The 26,735-nt window shown below is 72.7% G+C and carries 20 protein-coding genes; 5 read left to right on the forward strand and 15 right to left on the reverse strand.

All coding sequences use genetic code 11. From position 1 onward, the window contains the following. Positions 1-62: 62 nt before the first annotated feature. Together ABZ862_RS31125 and glnA are read right to left on the reverse strand one after the other, a co-directional pair. The gene (locus ABZ862_RS31125) at positions 63-335 is read right to left on the reverse strand and encodes a hypothetical protein (RefSeq protein WP_360965325.1); all 273 of its coding nucleotides are present in this window, start codon (positions 333-335) and stop codon (positions 63-65) included. A 222-nt stretch (positions 336-557) separates the two neighbouring features. Beyond that, on the reverse strand, positions 558-1,967 hold the full coding sequence (gene glnA / locus ABZ862_RS31130) for a type I glutamate--ammonia ligase (RefSeq protein ID WP_360965327.1): 1,410 nt from the start codon (positions 1,965-1,967) through the stop codon (positions 558-560). Between the two features lie 209 nt (positions 1,968-2,176). On the opposite strand from glnA, the gene ABZ862_RS31135 reads away from it, so the two are divergent. Continuing rightward, the gene (locus tag ABZ862_RS31135) at positions 2,177-2,644 is read left to right on the forward strand and encodes an RDD family protein (protein WP_360965329.1); all 468 of its coding nucleotides are present in this window, start codon (positions 2,177-2,179) and stop codon (positions 2,642-2,644) included. Positions 2,645-2,798: 154 nt separating this feature from the next. Here the strand turns inward: ABZ862_RS31135 and ABZ862_RS31140 are convergent, their stop codons facing one another. The 4 genes from ABZ862_RS31140 to lipB all read right to left on the reverse strand — a co-directional run bounded on the left by ABZ862_RS31140 (position 2,799) and on the right by lipB (position 6,289). Further along, a complete protein-coding gene (locus ABZ862_RS31140; protein WP_360965332.1) occupies positions 2,799-3,503 on the reverse strand; it encodes a DUF4191 domain-containing protein in 705 nt (234 codons plus the stop codon). An 84-nt stretch (positions 3,504-3,587) separates the two neighbouring features. Then, the gene (locus tag ABZ862_RS31145) at positions 3,588-3,806 is read right to left on the reverse strand and encodes a hypothetical protein (protein ID WP_360965335.1); all 219 of its coding nucleotides are present in this window, start codon (positions 3,804-3,806) and stop codon (positions 3,588-3,590) included. Positions 3,807-4,066: 260 nt separating this feature from the next. Beyond that, entirely contained in the window at positions 4,067-5,032 is a 966-nt protein-coding gene (gene lipA / locus ABZ862_RS31150) for a lipoyl synthase (protein ID WP_360965338.1), read from the reverse strand. A gap of 456 nt (positions 5,033-5,488) precedes the next feature. Then, a complete protein-coding gene (gene lipB / locus ABZ862_RS31155; protein WP_360965340.1) occupies positions 5,489-6,289 on the reverse strand; it encodes a lipoyl(octanoyl) transferase LipB in 801 nt (266 codons plus the stop codon). A 288-nt stretch (positions 6,290-6,577) separates the two neighbouring features. Between lipB and ABZ862_RS31160 the strand changes: the two genes are divergently transcribed. After that, positions 6,578-8,107: a regulator gene (locus ABZ862_RS31160; protein WP_360965343.1), complete on the forward strand. Its 1,530-nt coding sequence runs from the start codon at positions 6,578-6,580 to the stop codon at positions 8,105-8,107. Between the two features lie 176 nt (positions 8,108-8,283). Here ABZ862_RS31160 and ABZ862_RS31165 read toward each other — a convergent pair whose 3' ends face one another. The 3 genes from ABZ862_RS31165 to ABZ862_RS31175 all read right to left on the reverse strand — a co-directional run bounded on the left by ABZ862_RS31165 (position 8,284) and on the right by ABZ862_RS31175 (position 11,987). Next, complete coding sequence (locus ABZ862_RS31165; protein WP_360965346.1) at positions 8,284-9,636, reverse strand: NAD(P)/FAD-dependent oxidoreductase; 1,353 nt, start codon at positions 9,634-9,636, stop codon at positions 8,284-8,286. A 217-nt stretch (positions 9,637-9,853) separates the two neighbouring features. Further along, positions 9,854-10,750: a TIGR01777 family oxidoreductase gene (locus tag ABZ862_RS31170; protein ID WP_360965349.1), complete on the reverse strand. Its 897-nt coding sequence runs from the start codon at positions 10,748-10,750 to the stop codon at positions 9,854-9,856. Positions 10,751-10,802: 52 nt separating this feature from the next. Then, positions 10,803-11,987: a MarP family serine protease gene (locus tag ABZ862_RS31175; RefSeq protein WP_360965351.1), complete on the reverse strand. Its 1,185-nt coding sequence runs from the start codon at positions 11,985-11,987 to the stop codon at positions 10,803-10,805. 575 nt (positions 11,988-12,562) lie between these two features. On the opposite strand from ABZ862_RS31175, the gene ABZ862_RS31180 reads away from it, so the two are divergent. Next, on the forward strand, positions 12,563-13,231 hold the full coding sequence (locus ABZ862_RS31180; protein WP_360965393.1) for a peptidoglycan recognition protein: 669 nt from the start codon (positions 12,563-12,565) through the stop codon (positions 13,229-13,231). Positions 13,232-13,338: 107 nt separating this feature from the next. Beyond that, positions 13,339-13,572, forward strand: a complete 234-nt coding sequence (locus ABZ862_RS31185; RefSeq protein WP_360965396.1) for a hypothetical protein — start codon at positions 13,339-13,341, stop codon at positions 13,570-13,572. A gap of 31 nt (positions 13,573-13,603) precedes the next feature. Here ABZ862_RS31185 and ABZ862_RS31190 read toward each other — a convergent pair whose 3' ends face one another. From ABZ862_RS31190 to ABZ862_RS31215, 6 genes are all read right to left on the reverse strand, one after another. Then, positions 13,604-14,122, reverse strand: coding sequence for a DUF4240 domain-containing protein (locus ABZ862_RS31190; RefSeq protein WP_360965399.1), 519 nt, complete (start codon positions 14,120-14,122; stop codon positions 13,604-13,606). Between the two features lie 127 nt (positions 14,123-14,249). Beyond that, positions 14,250-16,952, reverse strand: coding sequence for a pyruvate dehydrogenase (acetyl-transferring), homodimeric type (aceE, locus tag ABZ862_RS31195; RefSeq protein WP_360965354.1), 2,703 nt, complete (start codon positions 16,950-16,952; stop codon positions 14,250-14,252). Positions 16,953-17,701: 749 nt separating this feature from the next. Further along, the gene (locus ABZ862_RS31200) at positions 17,702-18,343 is read right to left on the reverse strand and encodes a GntR family transcriptional regulator (RefSeq protein ID WP_360965356.1); all 642 of its coding nucleotides are present in this window, start codon (positions 18,341-18,343) and stop codon (positions 17,702-17,704) included. A 497-nt stretch (positions 18,344-18,840) separates the two neighbouring features. Beyond that, positions 18,841-20,670: a 2-oxoglutarate dehydrogenase, E2 component, dihydrolipoamide succinyltransferase gene (gene sucB / locus ABZ862_RS31205; protein WP_360965360.1), complete on the reverse strand. Its 1,830-nt coding sequence runs from the start codon at positions 20,668-20,670 to the stop codon at positions 18,841-18,843. A 60-nt stretch (positions 20,671-20,730) separates the two neighbouring features. After that, positions 20,731-22,119: a dihydrolipoyl dehydrogenase gene (gene lpdA / locus ABZ862_RS31210; protein WP_360965363.1), complete on the reverse strand. Its 1,389-nt coding sequence runs from the start codon at positions 22,117-22,119 to the stop codon at positions 20,731-20,733. A 551-nt stretch (positions 22,120-22,670) separates the two neighbouring features. Continuing rightward, positions 22,671-24,200, reverse strand: coding sequence for a leucyl aminopeptidase (locus tag ABZ862_RS31215; protein ID WP_360965366.1), 1,530 nt, complete (start codon positions 24,198-24,200; stop codon positions 22,671-22,673). A gap of 369 nt (positions 24,201-24,569) precedes the next feature. On the opposite strand from ABZ862_RS31215, the gene ABZ862_RS31220 reads away from it, so the two are divergent. Continuing rightward, positions 24,570-26,624: a hypothetical protein gene (locus ABZ862_RS31220; protein WP_360965369.1), complete on the forward strand. Its 2,055-nt coding sequence runs from the start codon at positions 24,570-24,572 to the stop codon at positions 26,622-26,624. Positions 26,625-26,735 lie beyond the last annotated feature (111 nt).

Consider the following 26,735-nt stretch of genomic DNA (forward strand, 5'->3'; position numbering starts at 1 on the left):
TGGTTCCGATCGGCCCTAGCCGGAGCAAAACTCCCTGTGAGTCAGGGCAGCCGCCCGGCCGCTCACCGGCCGCCGCCGCGGACCTGGACGTAGCCGAGCACGACGATCACCGAGACCACGCAGCCGAGCACCAGGACCGTCGACAGCCACGACGTGCGGCGCGGTCCGGCCGGATCCGGATCGCCGCGGAACGGCACCGGGCCGGGCGGGTTCTCCCGCCAGCGCGCGGCCAGCATCCGGGCCCGCGCCGAGGGTTCCTTGTGCTCGGCGGCCTCCGCCCACGCGAGGTCGAACTCCCGCTCCCAGCCGTCCTGTCCGGACGTCCCCGCAGCCATGCGTCCCTCTTTCACCCGGGTGAACACTCTCCCCGTCAAGAGAAGCGTCCGGCAGCCGAAAGGTTGCACACCCCGGACACCACCGCACACGAACACAAGGAACACGCGACACACACGGAACGCACGGGACACGCCGGAGCCCCGGCCCTCCTGGGAGGACCGGGGCTCCGGGACGAACGCCACGAGCGCCACGGGTGCCGTGCACGCCGCGCGCCGGTCGGCTCACACGTCGAAGTACAGCTCGAACTCGTGCGGGTGCGGGCGCAGCTGCAGCGGGGCGATCTCGTTGGCCCGCTTGAAGTCGACCCACGTCTCGATCAGGTCGGCGGTGAAGACGTCACCGGCGAGCAGGAAGTCGTGGTCGCTCTCCAGGGCCTCCAGGACCGCGCCGAGGGAGGTCGGGACCTGCGCGACGTTCGCGTGCTCCTCGGGAGCCAGCTCGTAGAGGTCCTTGTCGATCGGCTCGGCGGGCTCGATCTTGTTCTTGATGCCGTCCAGGCCCGCGAGCAGCAGGGCGGAGAAGGCCAGGTACGGGTTGCCGGAGGAGTCGGGCGCGCGGAACTCGACGCGCTTGGCCTTCGGGTTGGAGCCCGTGATCGGGATGCGCATCGCGGCGGAGCGGTTGCGCTGCGAGTACACCATGTTGATCGGCGCCTCGAAACCCGGGACCAGGCGGTGGTACGAGTTCACCGTCGGGTTGGTGAACGCCAGCAGCGCCGGGGCGTGCTTGAGGATGCCGCCGATGTAGTAGCGGGCGGTGTCCGACAGGCCCGCGTAGCCGGCCTCGTCGTAGAACAGCGGGTCGCCGTTGCTCCACAGCGACTGGTGGACGTGCATGCCCGAGCCGTTGTCGCCGAAGATCGGCTTCGGCATGAAGGTCGCGGTCTTGCCGTTGCGCCAGGCGACGTTCTTCACGATGTACTTGAAGAGCTGGAGGTCGTCGGCCGCGGCCAGCAGGGTGTTGAACCTGTAGTTGATCTCGGCCTGGCCGGCGGTGCCCACCTCGTGGTGCTGGCGCTCGACCTTCAGGCCGGACTTCTCCAGCTCGAGGGAGATCTCGGCGCGCAGGTCGGCGAAGTGGTCGACCGGCGGGACCGGGAAGTAACCGCCCTTGTAGCGGACCTTGTAACCACGGTTGTCCTGGAGGGCGCCGGTGTTCCAGGCGCCGGCCTCGGAGTCGATGTGGTAGAAGGACTCGTTCGCGCTGGTCGCGAAGCGGACGGAGTCGAAGACGTAGAACTCCGCCTCGGGGCCGAAGTAGGCGGTGTCGGCGATGCCGGTGGACGCGAGGTAGGCCTCGGCCTTCTTCGCCACGTTGCGCGGGTCGCGGGAGTACTGCTCGCCCGTGATCGGGTCGTGGATGAAGAAGTTGATGTTGAGGGTCTTGTCCCGGCGGAACGGGTCGACCCGCGAGGTGGACAGGTCGGCGCGCAGCGCCATGTCGGACTCGTGGATGGCCTGGAAGCCGCGGATCGACGAGCCGTCGAACGCGAGCTCCTCGTCCGGGTCGAACGCCTCGACGGGCACCGTGAAGTGCTGCATGACGCCCGGCAGGTCGCAGAAGCGGACGTCGACGAACTTGACGTCCTCGTCCGCGATGAACTTCTTGGCCTCGTCGGCGTTCTGGAACATCCAGCTCCTCCTACTCCCGACCGTCCTGCCGGGGTGGTAGTTCGTTCGTGCTGCCAGTGCGGTGGCACACGCTGTCCTCGACCCTAGGGAGAGGTGATTTCTCGGGCGTGACCCATTTGTTTCGCAGAAGTTAACCGGCCTCCCGTCCACGTTAGCCCGGACACACCCCGCCGTCAGCCCGGCGGAGGGGGCGGCAGTACCGTGGAGCGGTGGACAACAGGCAGGCAATGGGATCGTGGCTCTCCGGGCCCCGCGCGGCCATGGAGGACGCCGGTGCCGATTTCGGTTACCGGGGCCGGCAGCTCGGGCTGCCCGAACAAGGGTCCGGTTCTCTGGCCCGGCCCGGCCGGCGGCTGGGCGCGATCGCGGTGGACTGGGGGCTGTGCGTGCTGATCGCATACGGCCTCATCACGGACGGCTACGGCCCCGCCACCAGCAACTGGGCCCTGCTCGTCTTCTTCGTGCTGAGCGTCCTGACGGTCGGCACGATCGGCTTCACCCCGGGCAAGCGGCTCTTCGGCATCCGGGTCGTCGATCTCGCCACCGGCCGTGTCAAGCCCGCCAGGGCCCTCCTGCGCTCGGTGCTGCTGTGTCTCGCGATCCCGGCCCTGATCTGGGACCGCGACGGCCGCGGCCTCCACGACAAGCTGGCCCGCACGGTCGAGGTGCGCATCTAGCCGAGTCGAGGTGCGCATGTGGCCGAGGCGCGCATCGCGGGGTGGGGCCGCGCAAAAGGGGCGCCCGGATCCCTCACGGACGCCCCTTCTCGCTGTACGAGGGGAACTCTTCTGGCCGGCGGCGAGGCAGTCACCGGCCGGACCCGGCGGAGCGCTAGCGCGCCTTGCCGCCACCGCCCCTGGGCATGCGCATCCCCTTGGGCATGGGGCCCTTCGGGATCGGCATGTTCGACATCAGGTCGCCCATCGCCTTCAGCCGGTCGTTGGTCGCCGTGACCTGCGCACCGGTGAGCACGCGGGGGTACTTCAGCATGGTCGTGCGGAGCTTCTTCAGCTCGGTCATGCCCTCGCCCTTGCCGATGATCACATCGTGCACCGGGACGTCCGCGACGATGCGGTTCATCTTCTTCTTCTCGGCGGCCAGCAGGACCTTGACCCGGTTCGGGTTGCCCTCGGCGACCAGGACGATGCCGGCCTTGCCGACGGCCCGGTGCACCACGTCCTGGCTGCGGTTCATGGCCACCGCGGGGGTGGTCGTCCAGCCCTTGCCGACGTTGTCGAGGACGGCCGCGGCGGCACCCGGCTGGCCCTCCATCTGCCCGAACGCGGCACGCTCGGCGCGGCGTCCGAAGACGATCGCGGCACCGAGGAAGCCGAGCACCAGGCCGAGGATGCCCAGATAGACGGGATGACCGATCAAGAAGCCGATCGCGAGGAAGACACCGAGCGTGCCGATGCCGACGCCCGCGAGCACCAGACCGATCGTCTTGTCGGCCTTGCGGGTCATTTGGTAGGTCAGGACGATCTGCTTCAGTCGCCCCGCGCTCGCAGCGTCCGCTGCCGGTTCCTTCCTCGCCATGGGACGCAGTCTACGTGTCCCCCGGGACTGCCGACGACGGCTGAGTCCGCTACGGAGGGTGGGGTGGGACACGTGCCGGTGCGGTCAGGATCCGGTGGCGGTGGTCCGCTCCAGGACGCGCTGGGTCTCGACCCGGTCCTTGGCGCGGCGGCGGTCCTCCAGGACGGCGGTCCAGGCGTTGCGGCGGGCGGTGCGCTGCCCGCCGCTCATGAGCAGCGACTCGACGGCGCGGAGGGCGTCGGTGAACGACGGGATGGGTGTGGCGCGGACGGCTGTGACGCGGACAGGTGGCGCGGCCTGCATGTCGGGGGTCCCCCTCGTGGCGGCTTGGTACGGGAGTACGTGGCGTGATTCCAGGGTCACTGTTTGGTGTTACCAGGGCGTGACCGACCGGTCAAACGGCAATGAAGGCTTGTTCGCGGGCCTCTTGCGCGCCCGTGGACGCCGACGCGGTCCCGTCGTCCTCCCTCAACTGCGGGGACGGCCGGGACCGCGTCGAATCGGACACTACTGGCCGGTAGTAACTTGTGCGTGAATTCACACAATCGGCCCGCACTCACATGTCAGACGGCCTGCTCGGCGACGTACGCGCCGCGCTTCTCGACCGCCATCTGGTACAGCCGCCCCGCGCGGTACGAGGAGCGCACCAGCGGACCGGACATGACACCGGCGAAGCCGATCTCCTCGGCCTCCTCCTTCAGCTCCACGAACTCCTGGGGCTTCACCCAGCGGTCGACGGGGTGGTGGCGCACCGTGGGCCGCAGGTACTGCGTGATGGTCACCAGCTCGCAGCCGGCGTCGTGCAGCGCCTGGAGCGCCTCGCTGATCTCCTCGCGGGTCTCGCCCATGCCGAGGATCAGGTTCGACTTGGTGACGAGGCCGTGGTCCCGGGCCGCGGTGAGGACGGCCAGCGAGCGGTCGTAGCGGAAGCCGGGGCGGATGCGCTTGAAGATCCGCGGCACGGTCTCGACGTTGTGCGCGAAGACCTCGGGGCGGGTGTCGAAGACGGTCCGCAGCAGCTCGGGCACCCCGTTGAAGTCGGGGGCGAGCAGCTCGACCTTGGTCCGGCCGTCCGCGCGGTCGGCGGTCTGCCGGTGGATCTGGCGGACCGTCTCGGCGTACAGCCAGGCACCGCCGTCCTCCAGGTCGTCGCGGGCCACGCCGGTGACGGTGGCGTAGTTCAGGTCCATGGTGACCACGGACTCGCCGACCCGGCGCGGCTCGTCGCGGTCCAGCGCCTGCGGCCTGCCGGTGTCGATCTGGCAGAAGTCGCAGCGCCGGGTGCACTGGTCGCCGCCGATGAGGAAGGTCGCCTCGCGGTCCTCCCAGCATTCGTAGATGTTGGGACAGCCGGCTTCCTGGCAGACGGTGTGCAGACCCTCGCTCTTCACGAGCGACTGCATCTGCTGGTACGCGGGGCCCATTTTCGCCCGGGTCCTGATCCACTCGGGCTTGCGCTCGATGGGGGTCTGGCTGTTGCGGACCTCCAGGCGCAGCATCTTGCGTCCGTCGGGGTCGACTGCGGACACGACCGGCTCCCTAGCGTTTGATTCTTCGGTGCAATTCAGGGTACGCCCGGGGATTTCATGGTCCGGGGCGGGATCCCGTGCGGGGCTTCGCGGGCATCACCGTCCCGGGCGGGCGGTACGGCGTCCCGGGCGGGCCTTCGGACCAAGCGCGCCGGGGGCCGGTTCATTCCCGCCCCGGCGCACGGGCACGGGCCTCGCGGCGCGACGGGGTCACCCGGGGTGCCTGGACGCGGACCCACCGGGGCGGCGCGTGGCGTCGGCGGCAGGCCGGCCGTGCAGGTGCGGGAGCAGGGCCCCCGCGGCGCGGCGGGCAGCCCCTTGTCGGAACCCGGAACCCGGAACGCGCCGGGCACGGCCGTTCACGCCACGAGGTGCTCACGGGGCGGCCCGCGCCCGCCGGAGCCGCGGCCGGGCCCGGGACCCGTGGCCGGGGAGTGACGGGGCGGGGGCCGGGCGTCAGGCGGCGGGGGTGCGTTCGATCTCGCGCGGGCGGGGGTCCGCGTGCTCCAGTACGTCCTTCAGGTGCCGCTCGACGACCGGCAGGACCTCGGCGACGGTGACGTCCCGGCCCAGCTCGTTCGCCAGCGAGGCCACCCCCGCGTCGCGGATGCCGCACGGGATGATGCGGTCGAACCAGCGGTTGTCGGGGTTCACGTTCAGTGCGAAGCCGTGCATCGTGACGCCCTTGGCGACGCGGATGCCGATGGCGGCGATCTTGCGGTCCTCGCGGCGCTGGCCGGCGTTGGAGGGGGCGTACTCCGGGCCGTTCAGCCGGGGGTCGAACTCGTCGTCGGCGAGCCGCGGGTCGAAGTCCAGCGAGAGGCCGCCGAGCGCCGGACGCTGCTCGACCGGGTCGCCCAGCACCCACACCCCGCTGCGGCCCTCGACCCGGCTGGTCTCCAGACCGAACTCCGCACAGACCCGGATGAGGGCCTCCTCCAGACGCCGTACGTGCGCCACGACGTCCACCGGACGCGGCAGCTTCAGGATGGGGTAGCCGACCAGCTGGCCGGGGCCGTGCCAGGTGATCTTTCCGCCGCGGTCCACGTCGACGACCGGGGTGCCGTCGAGGGGGCGCTCGGTGTCCGCGGTGCGGCGGCCCGCCGTGTAGACCGGGGGGTGCTCGAGCAGCAGCACGGTGTCGGGCACCTCGTCCGCGAAGCGGGCCGCGTGCACCCGGCGCTGCTCGTCCCACGCCTCCTGGTAGTCCACGGCATCCGCGCCGAACCCCCTGCGGACGAACCGCACCTCACTCACGGCAAGCGCCTCCCTCGGCCTCCGGCGCGTCCGCGGGTCCCCGGCGCGGGTTGTGCCGGGCAGGAGACGCGCCCCCGCAACTCTACGTCCGCCCGATCCGGGGCCGTCGGCGTCAGCCGGACGGCAAATCCTCACACGATCGGATGAATGCGGGGCGAAGCCCGCAACCGCGTGCTCACGCTCCGCTACATTCGCGCCGTTCACGAGGCCATAACGGCTGCTCACAGGCAATCCGGGTCACCGCGGTCCGTACCGCGACGGCCCGAAAGGCAGGAGACCGCACCGCAGATGACGGAACGACCCGCGCAGCGCACTCCCAATCGTCAGCTCGCCGCGCTCATCGCAGAAGCGGGATTCTCCAACGCCGGTCTGGCCCGTCGGGTGGATCAGCTCGGTCTCGAACACGGACTGGACCTCAGATACGACAAGACCTCGGTCACCCGCTGGCTGCGCGGACAGCAGCCCCGCGGCACCACCCCCGCCCTGATCGCCGAGGTCTTCACCCGCCGCCTCGGCCGCCGGCTCACCGCCCAGGACCTGGGCCTGGACGCCTGCGCCCCGGTGTACGCGGGCCTCGAGTTCGCCGCGTCCCCCGAGGAGGCCGTGGACATCGTCGGCGGCCTGTGGCGCAAGGACTCCGGCAGCCACGCCGAGCTGCGGAAGATCGCGTTCACCCCGGCCGGCCTCGTGGTGCCCAGCCGGGACTGGCTGATCGGCCGGCCCGACGACCGGGTCGCCCGCGCCCCCGACCGCGCCGACGACCGGACCGCCCACCCCGACGCGCCGCCCGCCCGCGACGGCCACCTGGTCAGGGTCCCCGCGCAGCCCGGCGCGACCGGCAGGCGGGGCGCCCCCGCGGCACCGGCGGCGCCCGCCCCCCTGCCCCGCCAGCGCGGGGCCGAACGCACCCTCGGCCAGAAGGTCACCGGCGGCGACATCGCGGCGCTGCGCTCGGTCGGCGAGCTCTTCCGCACCCTCGACAACGCCTACGGCGGCGGCCACGCCCGGCAGGCCCTGGTGCGCTACATGGAGCACGAGTGCGAGCCGATGCTGCGCGGCACCTACGGCGAGTCCACCGGCCGCCGGCTGTTCGCCGCGGCCGCCGACCTCACCCGCCTCGCGGGCTGGACGTCGTACGACATCGGCGCGCACGGACTCGCCCAGCGCTACTTCGTCCAGGCGCTGCGGCTGTCCCAGGCCGCCGGGGACCGGGCCTACGGCGCCTATGTGCTGGTCACCATGAGCCGCCAGGCCGTCTACCTCGGGCACGGCCGGGAGGCGGTGCAGCTGGCGCGGGTCGCGCAGCAGGGCATCGGCAGCTCGGCGCCGCCCCTCGTCCAGGCGCTGCTGCACGCGGCCGAGGCGCGGGGGCACGGGGTGCTCGGCGAGGTGCGGGCGTGCACGGCCTCGCTGGTGCGGGCCGAGCGGTCCCTGGAGGCGGCCGGGACCGGTGAGGAGGCGCCGTACTGGGTGCGGTTCTTCGACGAGGCGCAGCTCGCCGACGAGTTCGGGCACTGCCACCGCGACCTCCAGCAGTTCCGGGCCGCCGCCCAGCACGCGGAACGCTCCCTGCAACTGCGCGCCCACTCCTACGCCCGCAGTCGGCTGTTCTGCCGGGTCGTCCTCGCCACCGCCCGCCTCGGCCTCGGCGAACTCGACCAGGCCTGCCACCTCGCGGCGGAGGCCGCGGTCCAGGCCACCGAGATGCGCTCGGTGCGGGCCCTGGAGTACGTCCGTGACTTCGAGCGCCGCCTGGAGCCCTACCGGGACGCCACCCCGGCCCGCCTGTACCGCGACAAGACCGCGGCCCTGGGCTGACGGCTGACGGCGACCCCGCCGGGCCCCGGGCGGTGAGGCGGCCGCAGGGGCGCCGGGTCCTGCGAGTCGACGGGGCCCGGGGCCGAACACGGGGCCGGTGGGGCCGGGCCGGGGACGACGAGGTCCGGCCCGGCCCCTGCCGCGGGGTGCCCCGGCCGCCGGGAGCACCCCGTGGTTCACGCGGCCCGGGCCGTCGGCGCCGGGTCGGCGAGGTGTGCCGGGCCCGCCGTGCCCAGTTCCGCCAGGAGGGCCGTCGCGGCCCGGCGGCCCGAGTGCAGGGCGCCCTGGACGGTGCTGGTGTCGCGGTGGTCGCCGCACACGTACAGACCGGCCAGCAGCCGGACCGGACGGCGGTGGTCGTGCGGCGGGCGCATCGCGGGCACCGCCTCCGCCGTGTGGTGCACGGCCAGCGTCTCCCAGCGGCGCGTCGAGGTGCCGTAGAGGCGGGACAGATGCATCCGTACGGCGGTGTCGACGTCCGCCGGGGGCCGGCCCAGCACCGTCGACGAGATCAGGGCCCGGCCCGCGGGGGCCCGGCTCGGGTCGACCTCGCTGATCACCGCGGTGTGCGCCACCGGGCCGCTGCGGTCCGCGTCCAGCAGCAGGGCGGCGCCCGTGTCCAGCGGCAGGTCCGTGGTGTGGTGCACGACGGTCACCGGGTGGAAGTCCGGCACCCTGAGCCCCGGCAGCAGCTCCGCGGCGTCGCGCGCCCCGGTCGCCAGCAGCACCGCGCGGCAGCGGACCTCGCCGTGCTCGGCCGTGGTCACCGAGGTCGTGGAGACCGAGGTGACCCGGACCCCGGTACGGACGGTGCCGGGCGGCAGCGTCCGCGCCAGCAGCTCCGGCAGCGCCTCCGCCCCGCCCTCCGGCAGGGCCAGCCGCCCCGCCGCGAACGCCCGCAGCGCGAGGTCGGCACACCTGCTGGACGTGGTCAGGTCCGGGTCGCACAGCAGCGCCGCGAGCAGCGGGCGCAGAAAGCCGTCGACCGTGCGGGCCGGGACACCGCGCGCGGTGAGCGCCTGCCCGGCGGGCAGTTCGGGGCGCGCCAGCAGGCGCTCCACGGGCGTGGCGGCGATCCGCGCCAGGGCCGAGCCGAGCCGCGCCTGGTCCATCGCGCCGCCGACCGGCGCCCCGGACCGGGGCGGGGGCACCGCCGCGCTCCGCGGGGCGCTCGCGAGGGCGCGCACCACGTGCAGTGCGCCCCTCGCGCCACGGCCGACGGCCGGGGCGCCCGCGCGGTGCCTGCGCCCGTCCGAGTGCAGCAGCACACCCGGGGCGAAGGGGCGCAGCACCAGGTTGTGCAGGCCCGGCGCGAGCCGCAGTTCGGGATACGCCGTGGACAGCAGCTGTCCGATCCGGTCGAGCCGGAATCCGTCGACCTTCTCCGTCGACATGCGACCGCCGACGCAGGGCGCGGCCTCCAGAACCGTTGTCCGTACTCCTGCGCCGGTCAGCCGTTGCGCCGCCGAGAGTCCGGCGATCCCGGCTCCGACGACGACGACGTCCGCCTGGTACACGGGCTCTAGCACGTGGCCCCTCCTCGCTGGTTGCGCGGCCGGTGGTGACGTGATGCCCCCAACAGGCTCCACGGATACCCGAGTTCGCGTCGAGGTTAGGGCGTCGGACGACCGCCGGGGGGTCGCGCACCGGCAGGGCACGGTCGCACACGGTCGCACGGCCGTGACCCCGGTGCGGGGAAACGGTCGTACGGCGTCATACGGCCGGGTCCCGCCGCGGTGCGCCCGCTCACAGCGCCGCTCCGATCGCCCCCTCGATGTCCGGGAACGCGAAGGTGAAACCCGACTCCAGCAGCCGCTTCGGCAGCACCCGCTGACTGCCCAGCACATCCCCGGACATCTCCCCGAGCGCCAGCCGCAGCGCCGCCGCCGGCACCGGGAACGGGGTCGGCCGGTGCAGCACGCGCCCCATGGCCGCCGTGATCACGGCGTTGGTCACCGGGTTCGGGGCGGTGAGATTGAACGGCCCCGTCAGGCCGTCCGTGTCGATGAGATGGCGGAGCGCGGCGACCTCGTCGTGCAGCGCGACGAACGACCAGTACTGCCGCCCGTCACCGAGCCGCCCGCCCAGCCCTGCCTTGAACAGCGGGAACAGCCGTGCCCACGCGCCGCCCTGACGGGACACCACGAGCCCGGTGCGCGCGAACACCGTCCGTACGCCCGCCTCCTGCGCGGCTGCCGCCGCCTCCTCCCACTCCACGCACAGCGCTGACAGAAAACCGTCGCCCGGCGGCGCCGACTCGTCCACGGCACGGTCGCCGGTGTCGCCGTAGAAGCCGATGGCGCTGCCGTTCACCAGCACCCGCGGCGGCTCCTCCAGCGCGGCCACGGCCTCCGCGAGCGCCGCCGTGCCCAGCACCCGGCTGTCGCGCAGCGTCTTCTTGTACGTGTCGCTCCAGCGCCGGTCGCCGATGCCCGCCCCGGCCAGATTGACCACGGCGTGGCAGCCGGCGAGCCCGGCCGTGTCCACGTACTGCTTCTCGGGGTCCCAGCGGACCTCGCCCTCGTCCCGGGCCGCCCGGCGCACCAGGCGCACCACCTCGTGCCCGTCCGCCGCCAGGGACCGCGCCAGGGCGCCGCCGATCAGACCGGACGCCCCGGCCACCGCGATTCGCAACCGTTCCATGCCCCCAGCATGACCGCAGCGGCCGTGCGAACCCCGCAAGGGGGCCGGGGAGTCACGGCGCGACGAGGGCGCCCGTGTCCACCGGCGCCGTCGCGTCCGCCGCGCGCCGGGCGTCCGCGGACACCTCGGAGGAGGTCAGCACGTACCCCGTCTCGCGGTCCGAGGTCGAGCGGGCGAACACCACGCCGTAGACCCGGCCGTCCGTGGTCAGCAGCGGTCCGCCGGAGTTGCCCGGACGGACCGTGGACCGTATGGAGTAGATCTCCCGGGTCACGGTGCCGTCGTTGTAGATGTTCTGGCCCGTCGCCCGGATCCGGCCCGCCACCGTCGCCGCCTGGAGGTCGAGGCCGCCGTCCTGCGGATAGCCCGCCACCACCGCCGAGCCGCCCCGGACGGCGGAGCCGTCGAAGCGCAGCACGGGCGCGTCCAGCCCCGGCACGTACAGCACCGCCACGTCCCGCCGCGGGTCGAACAGCACCACACGGGCCTGGTACGACCGCCCGACCCCGCCGATCCGCACGCTCGGGTCGCCGATGCCCGCCACCACATGCGCGTTGGTCATCACCCGGTGCGCCGCGTACACGAACCCGCTGCCCTCGCGGCCCTGGTTGCCCGTGGCGCCCTCGATCTTCACCGTGCTGTACCGGGCCGCCGCCGTGGCCCGCGCGGTGACGCTGTCCCCCGACGGCTCGGCGACCTGTGCCGTCGACTCGTTCTCGAACGGGTTGAAGACCTGCGGGAAGCCCGCCTCGGAGAGGGCGGAGGTGGCCCGGGAGAACCAGGCCAGCGTGGTGTCCGGCATCGTCCGCTGCACGGCGCCGAGCAGCGCCGAGTCCCGTATCGCCGTCGTCACCAGCGGGGAGGAGGACGCGCCGAGCACGCTCGCGGCCACCCACGCCACCAGCAGCACCGCGAGCGAGTTGGCCGCCGCCCCGCCTATGCCGTCGGCGACTCTCAGCGGCCCCTGGTCCAGCTCACGGCGGAGTCTGAGCGCCAGCCGCCCGGCCAGCTCATGGCCCGCCACCCCGGGCACCAGCACCGTGAGCACCGCGGTCACCGTCGCCGCGGGGGTGCCCCGGGTGACCAGGTCCATCACCCACGGCAGGATCCACACACCGACCACCGCGCCGCCCACGAACCCGGCGAGCGACACACAGCCGGCCACCAGACCACGCCGGTAACCGGACGCGGCATAGCCGAGGATCACCAGCACCAGCAGCAGATCGAGCAGGTCCACCCGGGCCGCCTTTCTCTCCGGTCCTCCCATACGCGTCCGACGCGTCCGGTGATCAGCCCCTCGCCTGTGAGTTCGAGAAACAGCCGCGTCCACTACGGGAAACGCCCGGATCCGGACGATGGTTCCACCAGGTGGCACAGTGCGCATCGCGGACGGAACGGAACCGGCCCACAGTGGGAACCATGCGTGTCTTGCGAAGATCCCGGAAGGCCCCGCACCGACGGCCGACCTCCCGGACCTCATGGTCAGCCCGAACGAACCGAATAATCCCGACTCCCGACCCGCCCCCGGCGCCCGGATCGGCCCCGGCACCCGCAGCGGCCGCGCCGGCCGTGATATCGGCACCGGCCGTATCGGCCGCACCGGCTCCGGCCGGCGGGCCGGACGCGGCACCGCCGCAGGCGAGCCCCGCGTCCGGTTCCGCCCCACCCGCCCCACCCGCCCCGCCGCCCCGGAACCCGCGCGCCCTGCTGCTGCCGCTCGGCTGCTCCCTGCTCGGCATAGCCGTCCTCGCCGGGCCCGTCGTGTTCGCCCGCGACCCGGGCAGCCCGGCCGCCGCCCCCCGGCCGCGCCCCGTGCACCCGGCCCCGGCGCACCCCGCCGCCGGTCACACCGCGCACCGGCCGTACATAGTGCCGCGCTCGGCCTGGCTGGACGACACCGCACGGCACGCCCAGCCACCGCCGCGCTACGACGACAAGGTCGTCGCCGTCTTCATCCACCACACCGACTCGCCCAACGGCTACAAGTGCGCCGACTCCCCCCGCATCATCCGCGCCCTCTACGCGGGCCAGACCGGTGCCCGCAGCTGGGACGACATCGGCTACAACTTCCTCGTCGACCGCTGCGGCACCATCTACGAGGGCCGCGCGGGCGGCGTCGACCGCCCCGTGACCGGCGCCCACACCCAGGGCTTCAACCACCGCACCGCGGGCATCGCCGCACTCGGCACCTTCACCGCGGGGATGGCCGTGCCGCAGGCCATGACCGACGCGATAGCCGCCCTGGCCGCCTGGAAGCTCGGCCTCGCCGATGTCGATCCCCGCTCCCAGGCGCACCTCGTGTCCAGCAACAGCCTCAGCCGCTACAAGGCGGGGCAGGCCGCGACACTCCCCGCGCTGGCCGGGCACGACGACGGCTACATGACCAGTTGCCCGGGCGCCGCCCTGTCCGCACGTCTCCCGGTCATCCGCGATCTGGCCGCCCGGCTCCAGGGCAGGGCGCCGCTCACAGCCACGCCCTAGACGGCACGCAGGGTGCTCAGATCCCCGCGCCCTACGGTCGGACCCGACGGCACAAGCGCCGACCGGAGGTGGGGATCATGAGCAGCGTCCGTACGCACACCACGACCATGGGCACGGGCACGACCACGGGCACGACCGCGGAGCACACCGCGGGCTGGACCAGGACCGCGCGCGGGCCCTGGGTCGTGCTCTGCGCGGTCGCCACGGTGGTGCTGGGACCCGCCGCGGTCACCGCGTCCGCCCTGGACCAGGCCAACGCGGCGCCGCCCCTGCATGCGATGAGGGCGGACCAGGCACAGGCGTACATCCCGTCGGACACCGGTCGCCGCCGTACGGCGTGAACCCGTAGGCACCGGCGTGCGGGCGCCGGGCTCACGGCGTGAACCGCTCCCACAGCTTCGGGCACCGCTGGGAGAGCGCCGCCTCGTCCGCCAGGTCCAGCGGGACGCCCGCCGGCTCGGCCGGGGCGGGCGGGATGCCGAGGTCCGGGGGCGGGGTCCCGGTGAGCTGCTCGTACGCCTCGTCGGCGGCGTACCCCAGCTCCTCGCCGTCGCCGTCGATCTCGTCGTCGAAGCCCGCCAGCAGGCCGGCGAGCGCGTCCGGGTCGTGCACGGCGCTCTCGAAGACCTCCCGGCCCTGGCCGATCAGCCAGTACCGGAAGAAGTCGAACGCGTCCTCGCCGGCGGCGCCGAGCAGGATACGGGCGGCGGCCCACAGGTCCCAGGTGAAGGCGCGGTTGTCCCGGGACTCGAAGTGCCGGGCGAAGTCGAGCACGGACTCCGGGTCGAGCCGCAGCAGCCGTTCCACGAGCAGATCCGCCTGTTCGTCGGGATCGCCCCCGGCGGCCTCGCGGCTCCTGTCGATCAGCTCCCAGAACTCCGTCTCGTCCATCACGGCTCAAGCATCGTGCCTGCCGCCCGGCCACGCACCCGGAGCCACCCGCGTACGGCAGCGGCCGGACACCGGAGGGAGGGGTACGGCGTGCATGCCGTCACCCCTCCCTCGTGGACCCCCGGCCCTACAGGCCGTAGCGCTCCCGCGCCTCCTTCACCGCCGTGGCCCGCACCTCGCCGCGCCGGGCGAGCTGGGCCAGGGCCGCGACGACGATCGACTCCGCGTCGACACCGAAGTGCCGGCGGGCGGCGGCACGGGTGTCGGAGAGACCGAAGCCGTCGGCGCCGAGCGAGCTGTAGTCCTGCTCGACCCACTGCGCGATCTGGTCCGGGACCTGCCGCATGTAGTCGGAGACCGCCAGCACCGGCCCCTCCGCGCCCTGCAGCGCCTGCCGCACGTACGGCACCCGCTCCTCGCCGCGCAGCAGGGCCGCGTCCGCCTCCATGGCGTCCCGGCGCAGCTCCGTCCAGGAGGTCGCGGACCACACGTCGGCGGCCACGCCCCACTCCTCGGCGAGCATCCGCTGCGCCTTCAGCGCCCAGTGGATCGCGGTGCCGGAGCCCAGCAACTGGAGGCGCGGGGCGTTCGCGGCCACGGCCAGACCCGCCGACTCCGCGGTGCCGAAGCGGTACAGGCCCCTGACGATGCCCTCGTCGACGCCGGGTGCGGCCGGTTTGGCGGGCTGCGGCAGCGGCTCGTTGTAGACCGTCAGGTAGTAGAAGACGTTCTGGTCCTCGCCGGGTGCCGCCGCGCCGTACATCCGGCGCAGCCCCTCCTTGACGATGACCGCGATCTCGTAGGCGAAGGCCGGGTCGTACGTCAGCGCCGCCGGGTTGGTCGCGGCGATGACGGGGGAGTGGCCGTCGGCGTGCTGGAGGCCCTCACCGGTCAGCGTCGTACGGCCCGCCGTGGCGCCGACCAGGAAACCGCGGCCGAGCTGGTCGCCGAGCTGCCACATCTGGTCGGCGGTGCGCTGCCAGCCGAACATCGAGTAGTAGATGTAGAACGGGATCATCGGCTCGCCGTGCGTCGCGTACGACGTCGACGCGGCGATGAAGTCGGCCATGGCGCCCGCCTCGGTGATCCCCTCGTTGAGGATCTGGCCGTTCTGGGCCTCCTTGTAGTACATCAGCTGGTCGCGGTCGACCGGCTCGTACGTCTGGCCCTTCGGCGAGTAGATGCCGAGCGACGGGAACAGCGACTCCATGCCGAAGGTGCGCGCCTCGTCGGGCGTGATCGGCACCCAGCGCCTGCCGGTCTCCTTGTCGCGGACCAGGTCCTTGATCAGGCGGACGAACGCCATGGTGGTGGCGAGGTTCTGGGAGCCGGAGCCCTTGTCGAACGAGGCGAACGCCTTGTCCGCCGGGGCGGGCAGCGGGGCGAGCGGCTGGGTGCGGCGGGCCGGGGCGGGGCCGCCGAGGGCCGCGCGGCGCTCCTGGAGGTAGCGCACCTCCGGGGAACCGGCGCCCGGGTGGCCGTAGGGCATCACGCCGTCGGCGAAGGCGCTCTCCGGGATGGGCAGGCCGAGCCGGTCGCGCAGGGCCCTGGCCTCGTCCAGCGACAGCTTCTTCATCTGGTGGTTGGCGTTCTTCGACGCGAAGCCCTCACCGAGGGTGAAGCCCTTGACGGTCTGGGCGAGGATCACGGTCGGCGCGCCCCGGTGCTCCAGGGCCGCCTTGTACGCGGCGTACACCTTGCGCGGCTCGTGACCGCCGCGCGAGAGGTGGAAGCACTCGAGGATCTTGTCGTCGGTGAGCAGCCGCGCCATCTCGGCGAGCGCCGGCTCGGTGCCGAAGAAGTGCTCGCGGATGTAGGCGGCGTCACGCGTCTGGTACGTCTGCACCTGGGCGTCCGGGACCTCGCGCAGGCGGCGCACCAGGGCGCCGGTGGTGTCGAGGGCGAACAGCTCGTCCCAGGCGGAGCCCCACAGCGACTTCACGACGTGCCAGCCCGCGCCGCGGAACTGGGCCTCCAGCTCCTGCACGATCTTGAAGTTGGCGCGCACCGGGCCGTCCAGGCGCTGGAGGTTGCAGTTGATGACGAAGGTCAGGTTGTCCAGACCCTCGCGGGCGGCGAGCCCCAGCGCGGCCGTGGACTCCGGCTCGTCCATCTCGCCGTCGCCGAGGAAGGCCCATACGTGCGAGGCGGAGAGGTCCTTGATGCCGCGGTGGGTGAGGTAGCGGTTGAAACGCGCCTGGTAGATCGCGGAGAGCGGGCCGAGGCCCATCGACACCGTCGGGAACTCCCACAGCCAGGGCAGCCGGCGCGGGTGCGGGTACGACGGCAGACCGGCGCCGCCCGCCTCCTGGCGGAAGTTGTCCAGGTGCCGCTCGGTGAGCCGGCCGTCGAGGAAGGCGCGGGCGTAGATGCCGGGGGAGGCGTGGCCCTGGAGGTAGAGCTGGTCGCCGGAGCCGTCGCCCTCCTTGCCGTGGAAGAAGTGGTTGAAGCCGGTCTCGTAGAGCCAGGCCGCGGAGGCGAAGGTGGCGATGTGGCCGCCGACGCCGTGCTTGGCGCCACGGGTCACCATCGCGGCCGCGTTCCAGCGGTTCCACGCGGTGATCCGGCGCTCCATGTCCTCGTCACCGGGTACGGCCGGTTCGGCGGAGGTGGGGATGGAGTTGACGTAGTCGGTCTCGAGGAGCTTGGGCAGGTCGATGCCGGCGCCCTCCGCACGCTCCAGGGTGCGGCGCATCAGATACGCGGCACGGTGCGGCCCGGCCGCCTTGGCGACGGCGTCCAGGGAGGCCTGCCACTCGGCGGTCTCCTCCGGGTCGTGGTCCGGGAGCTGGTCCAGCGCGCTCGGCTTGCTGGCCTGGGGGTCGGTCATGTCGCCGCCTTCCTCAGTCGAAGGAGGGTCCCTCATCGGTGGGGTCCATCGGTGAGGGGTACGGGTGCCCTTTGTCTTGGCAGGACAGGGCGGATGGGCTCTGGTGAGAGCGCCAACGGTGACTGTAACCCCCTGATCGATGATCGATCAAAGAGGTGAGGGGAAAAATCTCTCGATGTCGAGAAAGTCGGCACGGGGTGCCTCCGGCGGTTCGCCGAACAGGCACCGGGTGCCGCGGATTTTTCGGGGATCACCGCAGGTGAGCGGGGGGTTGCTCGGCTGTCTCGCCGGCTGCGGCCGGCTGCCGATCGGCTGCGCCGGGGCTCGTCGGCTGCGCCGGGGCGGTGGGTTTTCGTCGGCTGCGGGCCGGTGGGGGCTGGTCGCGCAGTTCCCCGCGCCCCTGAGGTGGGCGCGGTGCCCGAACCCGAAGCGGCGACCCCGTGCCATTCGACTTCCGAGCCGTGACCAACCCCCGAGGGGCGCGGGGAACTGCGCGAACGACCCCATCGGCCCGCGGTTGACGTACGACCGGTGCGGGGTGCCGGAGTCTCCGGGGCGTGGCCGACGCCTAAGGGGCGCGGGGAACTGCGCGGACACGTCCCACCGGCCCGCGGCCGACGTGGAACCGGTGCGGGGTGCCGGAGCCTCCGGGGCGTGGCCGGCCTCCGAGGGGCGCGGGGAACTGCGCGGGCGGTCCCCACCGGCCCGTGGCCGACGTGGAACGGGGGTGTCGGGCCGTCCCGGAGGGGTCAGACGGGGCTGATGTGGGGGCTGGCCGGGGCGCAGCCCAGGACGTGGGTCTTGACGATCTCCGCGATGCGCGGGTCGCGGCGGCGGAAGGCCTGCACCAGCTCCTCGTGCTCCTCCGCGTAGGACTGCTGCACCGTCCCCAGCCAGCGGATGGACAGCGCGGTGAACACCTCGATGCCGAGGCCCTCCCAGGTGTGCAGCAGCACCGAGTTCCCTGCCGCGCGGACCAGCTCGCGGTGGAAGGCGACGGTGTGCCGGACCTGGCCCGTGCCGTCGGCGTTGCGATCGGCCTCGTAGAGCGCGGCGACGTGCGGCTCCAGCGCCGAGCAGTCCTCCGCGAGCCGGCCGGCGGCCAGTTCGGCGGCGATCGCCTCCAGGCCCGCCCTGACCGGGTAGCTCTCCTCCAGGTCGGCGGCCGTCAGACTCCGCACCCGTACACCCTTGTTGGGCGCCGACTCGATCAGCCGCAGCGACTCCAGCTCGCGCAGCGCCTCGCGCACCGGGGTCTGGCTGACCTCCAGCTCGGTCGCGATACGCCGTTCCACGATCCGCTCGCCCGGCTTCCAGCGACCGCTGACGATCCCCTCCACGATGTGCTCGCGGATCTGTTCGCGCAGCGAGTGGATGACGGGCGCGGTCATGGAGGGCTCCTTCAAACGACGGGCCCTGCGGCCCCCGGGGGCGTTCGACCCCTAGACAATAAGGCCGGACCGTCTCCCGGGAGGCGTGCCCGAGGATGCTTTCTCGCAGGTGAGACAAGACTTACACGAGTGGCGGAGACGTACACCAACCCGGGGACCTGCAAGGATCCGTCCCGGTACCGTCACCACCGCAACATCGGACGCTCCTGGCGCACCCGGCCGCCCGGGACGTTTTCCCAGGCGGGACAGGGTGATCGGTCATGTCACCCAGTGCCGTGAAAGGGGGCTCCGGAGGGACTGAGTGCCGGTGTCGGATGTTGTGAACGTCACTGAGTGCCGGGATGTGGTGACGGTCAGGGAGACGGCCAGAAAGACGGACGGGACGACGGACAAGGCGACGGACAAGACGACGGACAAGACGACGGACAAGACGACGGACAAGACGACGGTGCCCCGCCCGGGAAGCCGGGCGGGGCACCGTCGGGGTGATCCGGGGATCAGAGGCCGAGTTCGACCTCGAACTCGCCGGCCTCCAGGATCTCCTTGACCGTGGTCAGGTAGCGGGCCGCGTCGGCGCCGTCCACCAGACGGTGGTCGTAGGACAGGGTCAGGTACGTCATGTCGCGGACGCCGATGACCGTGCCCTCCTCCGTCTCGATGACGGCCGGACGCTTGACCGTGGCACCGATGCCGAGGATCGCGACCTGGTTCGGCGGCACGATGATCGTGTCGAACAGCGCGCCGCGCGAGCCGGTGTTGCTGATGGTGAAGGTCGCACCGGACAGCTCGTCCGGGGTGATCTTGTTGGCGCGGACCTTGCCCGCCAGTTCCGCCGTCGCCTTGGCGATGCCCGCGATGTTGAGGTCGCCGGCGTGCTTGATGACCGGGGTCATCAGGCCCTTCTCGGAGTCCACCGCGATACCGACGTTCTCGGTGTCGAAGTAGGTGATCGTGCCCTCGGACTCGTTGATGCGGGCGTTGACGACCGGGTGGGCCTTCAGCGCCTGGGCGGCGGCCTTGACGAAGAACGGCATCGGGGAGAGCTTGACGCCCTCGCGGGCCGCGAAGGAGTCCTTCGCCCGGCCGCGCAGCTTCATCAGCCGGGTGACGTCGACCTCGACCACCGAGGACAGCTGGGCCTGCTCGTGCAGGGCCTTGACCATGTTGTCGCCGATGACCTTGCGGATGCGGGGCATCTTGACGGTCTGGCCGCGCAGCGGGGAGACCTCCAGCGCCGGGGCCTTCCTGGCGGCCGGGGCGGCGGGGGCGGCGGCGACCGGGGCCGGAGCGGCGGCGGCGGCCTTGGCCGCCTCGGCGGCGGCCACGACGTCCTGCTTGCGGATCCGGCCGCCGACGCCGGTGCCCTTGACGGAGGCCAGGTCGACACCGTGCTCGGCGGCGAGCTTGCGCACCAGCGGGGTGACGTAGGCGCCCTCGTCCGCCGCCGCCGCCGTGGCGGGAACGGGAGCGGGGGCCGCCGGGGCCGCGACCGGAGCGGGCGCCGCGACGGGGGCGGGCGCCGGGGCCGGGGCGGCAGCGACCGGCGCGGGGGCCGGAGCGGCGGGAGCCGGAACCGGGGCGGGCGGAGCCACCGGGGCGGCCGGAGCCGCGGGAGGCGCCGGAGCGGGGGCCGGGGCGGCAACGGCGGGCGCGGGGGCCGGGGCGGCCGGAGCCGGGGCCGCGGCGGGCGCGGAGCCCGGGGCGCCGATGACGGCCAGCTTGGCGCCGACCTCCGCCGTCTCGTCCTCGGCGACCACGATCTCCAGCAGCACACCCGAGGTGGGCGCGGGGATCTCGGTGTCGACCTTGTCCGTGGAGACCTCGAGCAGCGGCTCGTCGGCCTCGACGGACTCGCCGACCTCCTTGAGCCAGCGGGTGACGGTGCCCTCGGTGACGGACTCGCCGAGCGCGGGCAGCACCACGTCGGTGCCCTGGGCGCCACCGGCGGGGGCGGCGGCGGGCGCGGCCGGAGCCGCCGGGGCGGGGGCCGGGGCGGCGGGAGCCTCGGCCACCGGGGCCGGAGCCGGAGCGGCGGCGGGTGCGGGGGCGGCAGCGGCGGCGGGGGCCGGGGCGGCGGCGGGCGCGCCCGTGCCGTCGTCGATCACGGCCAGCTCGGCGCCGACCTCGACGGTCTCGTCCTCGGCGACCTTGATGGAGGCCAGCACACCGGCGGCCGGGGAGGGGATCTCGGTGTCGACCTTGTCGGTCGAGACCTCGAGCAGCGGCTCGTCGGCCTCGACATGCTCACCCTCGGCCTTGAGCCAGCGGGTGACGGTGCCCTCGGTGACGCTCTCGCCGAGCGCCGGCAGGGTTACGGAAACCGCCATGGTTTCGGTTGCTCCTTACGAGTTGCGGAAGTCTGAGTCGTCGCTTCGTCGACCGAGGGGTCAGTCGTGCGAGTGCAGGGGCTTGCCGGCCAGGGCCAGGTGGGCCTCGCCGAGCGCCTCGCTCTGGGTGGGGTGGGCGTGGATGAGCTGGGCGACCTCGGCGGGCAGCGCCTCCCAGTTGTAGATCAGCTGGGCCTCGCCGACCTGCTCGCCCATGCGGTCGCCGACCATGTGGACGCCGACCACGGCACCGTCCTTGACCTGGACGAGCTTGACCTCGCCCGAGGTGTTCAGGATCTTGCTCTTGCCGTTGCCCGCCAGGTTGTACTTGAGAGCGACGACCTTGTCCGCGCCGTAGATCTCCTTGGCCTTGGCCTCGGTGATGCCGACGGAGGCGACCTCCGGGTGGCAGTACGTCACCCGCGGGACACCGTCGTAGTCGATCGGGACGGTCTTCACACCGGCCAGGCGCTCCGCCACCAGGATGCCCTCGGCGAAGCCGACGTGCGCGAGCTGGAGCGTCGGGACCAGGTCACCCACGGCGGAGATGGTCGGGACGTTCGTCCGCATGTACTCGTCGACGAGGACGTAGCCGCGGTCCATGGCGACGCCCTGCTCCTCGTAGCCGAGACCGGCGGAGACGGGGCCGCGGCCGACGGCGACGAGGAGGATCTCCGCCTCGAACTCCTTGCCGTCGGCGAGGGTCACCTTGACGCCGTTCGCCGTGTACTCGGCCTTGGAGAAGAAGGTGCCGAGGTTGAACTTGATCCCGCGCTTGCGGAACGCGCGCTCCAGCAGCTTGGAGGAGTTCTCGTCCTCGACCGGCACCAGGTGCTTGAGGCCCTCGATGACGGTGACGTCGGCCCCGAAGGACTTCCACACCGAGGCGAACTCGACACCGATGACGCCGCCGCCCAGGATGATCGCGGACTGCGGGACGCGGTCCAGGACGAGCGCGTGGTCGGAGGAGATGATCCGGTTGCCGTCGATCTCCAGGCCCGGCAGCGACTTCGGCACGGAACCGGTCGCCAGGAGGACGTGGCGGCCCTGGATCCGCTGGCCGTTGACGTCGACGGACGTCGGGGAGGACAGCCGGCCCTCGCCCTGGACGTACGTCACCTTGCGGGACGCGACCAGGCCCTGCAGGCCCTTGTACAGGCCGGCGATGACACCGTCCTTGTACTTGTGGACCGCCGGCACGTCGATGCCCTCGAAGGTGGCCTTCACGCCGAACTGGGCGCTCTCCCGCGCCTGGTCGGCCAGCTCGCCCGCGTGGAGCAGGGCCTTGGTGGGGATGCATCCCCGGTGCAGGCAGGTTCCGCCGACCTTGTCCTTCTCGATCAGTGCGACGTCCAGGCCCAGCTGCGCCCCGCGGAGGGCCGCGGCGTAACCACCGCTACCACCGCCGAGGATCACTAGGTCGAAAACGGTGCTGGCGTCGTTCGCCACGTCACGTCCTCCATGCATGTGCGCCACGCCGGTCCTCGGTGACCGGTCGGCGGCTGGTGTCCGGCCGCATCTTGTTTCGGCCCTGTGGTGGGGGCCCTGTCCTGCCGTCGTCCATCTTCGCACCTGCCGCGCGGGGGTGGGACGCGGGGGGACTACGCGTCCGGCGTCGGCGGGGGGTGTGGCTGGGGTTCCCCGCGGACCCTGTCTTTTCGGGGTGACCGGCGTCACGTCTGCCTCTGCGGGTGGGCGGGGGGCTTCGCGCAGTTCCCCGCGCCCCTTCAGGCCGAGTGGCCGGTATTCGTCTGCGGGTGCCGGTGGGTGGGGGGTTTTGCGCAGTTCCCCGCGCCCCTTGAGGTCGGGTGGCCGGTATTCGTCTGCGGGTGCGGGTGGGTGGGGGTTCTCGCGCAGTTCCCCGCGCCCCTTGGGGGTGGGGTGGCTGGTGTGTGTTTGCGGGTGCGGGTGGGTGGGGGTTTGCGCAGTGCCCCGCGCCCCTTGGGGGCGGGGGCGGCGGATCGGGGGTGGGGGGCCGATCCGCCGGACCGGGAGGTCGGTCAGCCCAGGTCGCCCGCTGCCGTCAGTTCCGCCAGACGGACCAGGGTGCGTACCGCGGAGCCGGTGCCGCCCTTGGGGGTGTAGCCGAAGGGGCCGGCCTCGTTGAAGGCCGGGCCCGCGATGTCGAGGTGGGCCCACGTGATGCCCTCACCGACGAACTCGCGCAGGAACAGGCCCGCGACCAGGCCGCCGCCCATCCGCTCGCCCATGTTGGAGATGTCGGCGGTGGGGGAGTCCATGCCCTTGCGCAGGTGCTCGGGCAGCGGCATCGGCCAGGACTCCTCGCCGACCTCCTCGGCGGCGTCCGTGATCGCGGCACGGAACGCGTCGTCGTTCGCCATCACGCCGAAGGTGCGGTTGCCCAGCGCCAGCACCATCGCGCCGGTCAGCGTCGCCACGTCCACGATCGCGTCGGGCTTCTCCTCGGAGGCCGCCCACAGCGCGTCCGCGAGGACGAGCCGGCCCTCGGCGTCGGTGTTGAGGACCTCGACGGTCTTGCCGCTGTACATGCGCAGCACGTCACCCGGACGCGTGGCGGAGCCGGACGGCATGTTCTCGGCCAGTGCCAGCCAGCCGGTGATCTGGACGGCCAGGCCCAGCCGGGCGGCGGCGACGACCGCGGCGAACACGGCGGCGGCACCGCTCATGTCGCACTTCATCGTCTCGTTGTGCCCGGCCGGCTTCAGCGAGATGCCGCCGGAGTCGTAGGTGATGCCCTTGCCGACGAAGGCGAGGTGCTTGGCCGCCTCGGGGTGGCGGTACGACAGCTTCACCAGGCGCGGGCCCGCCGCGGAACCGGCGCCGACGCCGAGGATGCCGCCGTAGCCGCCCTTCCGCAGCGCCGCCGGGTCGAGCACCTGGACGGTGATGCCGTGCTGCTTCGCCGCCTCCTCGGCGATCGCGGCGAAGGCCGCCGGGTCGAGGTCGTTGGGCGGGGTGTTGATCAGGTCGCGGGCCCGGTTGAGCTCCTCGGCCACCGACGTGGCGCGCTCCAGCGCCGCCTTGTGCGCCGCGTCCCGGGGCCTGCCGCCGAGGAGCACGGCCTCGCCGAGCGGCGCCCGGCCGTTCTTCTTCGCGGCGGCACCCTGGGGAGCCTGCTTGTACGTGTCGAAGGAGTACGCGCCGAGCAGCACGCCCTCCGCGATCGCGCCCACGGCGCCGGCCCCGTCGACCGGCAGGGCGAAAGCGGCCTTCTTGGCGCCGGCGAGGGTACGGGCGGCCACACCGGCGGCCCTGCGCAGCGTCTCGGCGCCGTGCGCGCCGTCGTCCTCCGGCTCCGCGCCCAGGCCCACCGCGACCACGACCGGCGCCTTGAAACCGGCCGGCGCGGGCAGTTTCGTCACCTCGCCCTCCGCTCCCGAGGCCCCGAGGGTCTCGAGGACGGCGGCGAGCCTGCCGTCGTACGCCTGGTCCACGGTCTCGGCGCCCGGTGCGACGACCGGGCCCTTGCCGCCCTTGGCAACGCCGATCACGATCGCGTCGGCCCGCAGGCCGGGCGCCGCGGCGGTGCTGAGAGTCAGAGCTGTCACGGTGGTGATATCTCGCTTCCGATGTGAAGTTGCTGCGGCCGGGAACAGGGAGGGGTCGGCCAGGCCCGAACCGACCCTATTTCCTTCGCGGCGGAACACGCCGGACAAGGCCCGATGCGGCCTTCCGGGACACCTCCGCCGCAGGACGGCGGGGGCTCGCCACGAGCCTACGCGCGCCTGCGATATTCGCTCATTTCTGCGGATGTTCACCCGTCCGTGGCGTCATGGTCATTTCCCGCCCCTCACAGCCCGTGACATGAGAAACACTCATCGCATCCGAGGCGAGTGTTCCGGCTCGCCGTTTCGCAGGATTTCCATGGATCCTCCGCCGCCTCGGCGCACGAGGGTCCGCTGGGGGGAAGGACGATCATGGCGCGAAATTCGCGCAACACGCGCAACACGCGCAACGCAAGGGTTTGGAAGGCCGCGGCGGCGGCATCCGCGGCCGCGGGACTGCTGGCGCTGGGCCTGGGGGCGCCCGGCGCGTCGGCCGCGGGTGAACCGCGGATCGACCTCAAGGTGCTGCTGGTGGACAACGGGGACAGCACCGTCCGCGCGATCGCCGCGCAGCTGAAGAGCGAGGGCGTCCCGTACACGACCGTCGACCTCGCCGACTCCGCCCGCCCCGTCATCGACGGCGCCTTCCTGAGCGACACCGTCGGCGGGGTGGCGCGGGCCAGGTACCAGGGTGTCGTACTGCCCAACGAGGCACCGTTCGGCGCGGGTTCGGCCGAACAGACGGCCCTGGAGACGTACGAGCGGACCTACGGCATCCCGCAGGTCGACGCGTACACCTGGGCGCACCCGGAGGTCGGCCTGGACTACGCCGCCTACTCCGGCACCCTCGACGGGCAGCGGGCGTCCGTCACCACGGCCGGGCGGTCGGGCTGGTTCGGCTACCTCGACGGCGCCTTCACCTTCGAGGACAACTCGCCGTCCGTGGCGGAGAGCTACGGCTACGTGGCGGCGCCCCGCGCCGGCTACACCAGCTACGTCGACGTCCCCGTGCCCGGTGGCACCGGAACCGGCAGCCTGGTCGGCGAGTACGCCCACGACGGACGCCGCGAGCTGGTGGTGACGTTCGCCTACAACCAGTACCAGCAGCAGTTCCGGCTGCTGGCCCGCGGCATCGTCGAGTGGCTCACCCAGGGCGTCCACCTCGGCCAGGCCCGTAACTACTTCGCGGTGCACGTCGACGACGTCTTCGCCCCCGACGACCGCTGGAACACCCAGCTCAACTGCACGCCCGGCGACCTCGACTGCGCGAGCGGCGGCGGCGAGGACCCCAACCCCATCCGGATGACCGCCGACGACGCCGCCTACGCCGCCCAGTGGCAGCGCGACCACGGCTTCACCATGGACATGGTGTTCAACGGCGGTGCCGGCGAGGAGTGGAAGAGCGAGCACGGCGGCAGCGACCCCATGGCCGACCGGCTCGTCGCCGACAAGGCGCAGTACCGCTGGATCAACCACACCTACACGCACAAGTTCCTCGGCTGCGTCCAGGACACCTCGACCGTGCCGTGGAGCTGCGCCAAGAACCCGGACGGCTCGATCCAGTGGATGAGCCGCGCCGACATCTCCGCGGAGATCAAGAACAACTACGACTGGGCCGTCGGCAAGGGCCTGCCCCTCGACCGCTCCGAACTCGTCACCGGCGAGCACTCGGGCCTCAAGACCCTGCCCCAGCAGCCCGTCGACAACCCGAACCTCGGCCCCGCCCTGGACACCAACGGCATCAGGTGGACCGGCTCCGACAACTCCCGCGAGCCCGACCAGCGTTCCGTCGGCGGCGCCCTCACCGTGCCGCGCTACCCGATGAACGTGTACTACAACGCCGGCACCAAGGCCGAGATGGCCGACGAGTACAACTGGGTGTACACCTCCAAGGCCGACGGCGGCAGCGGCGTCTGCGAGAACAACGCCGCCTCCACCTGCCTGCCCGCCCCGCTGCCCACGGCCACCGGCTACGACGACGTCATCGTCCCGCAGGAGGCCCGCACCGACCTCGGGCACGCCATCAGCAACGACCCCCGCCCGCACTACGCGCACCAGTCCAACCTCGCCGAGGACCGCATCCTCTACCCGGTGATGGACAAGGTCCTCGCCGACTACGGCGCCCTGTTCGCCGACAACACCCCGCTGGAGAACCTGCGCGAGAGCGCCATCGGCACGGAGTTGCAGCGCCGCGCCGCCTGGCAGTCCGCCGTCGCGAACAACAAGGTCACCGCCTACCGCATCGGCAGCACCGTCACGATCACCGCCCCCAACGGCACCATGATCCCGGTGACCGTGCCGGACGGCACCAAGAAGCAGCAGCTGCTCGGCGGCCCCGCGTTCGGCACCCCGTACGCCGGTGAGCGCTCCGGCTGGGACAAGCCGGGCCCGCTGCAGACCGCCCTCACCCTGAAGCTGCCGTCGTAGCCCTCCGTGTCCCGCACCACCACGCACCACCACGCGGCGCACCCCGGCCCGACCCCTCGGCCAGGGTCGCCAGTTCGATGCCGCGGCCGAGCCGCTTGTGCTCGTGGACGA

It is taken from the genome of Streptomyces sp. NPDC047000 (assembly GCF_040644295.1).
Taxonomy (GTDB): domain Bacteria; phylum Actinomycetota; class Actinomycetes; order Streptomycetales; family Streptomycetaceae; genus Streptomyces.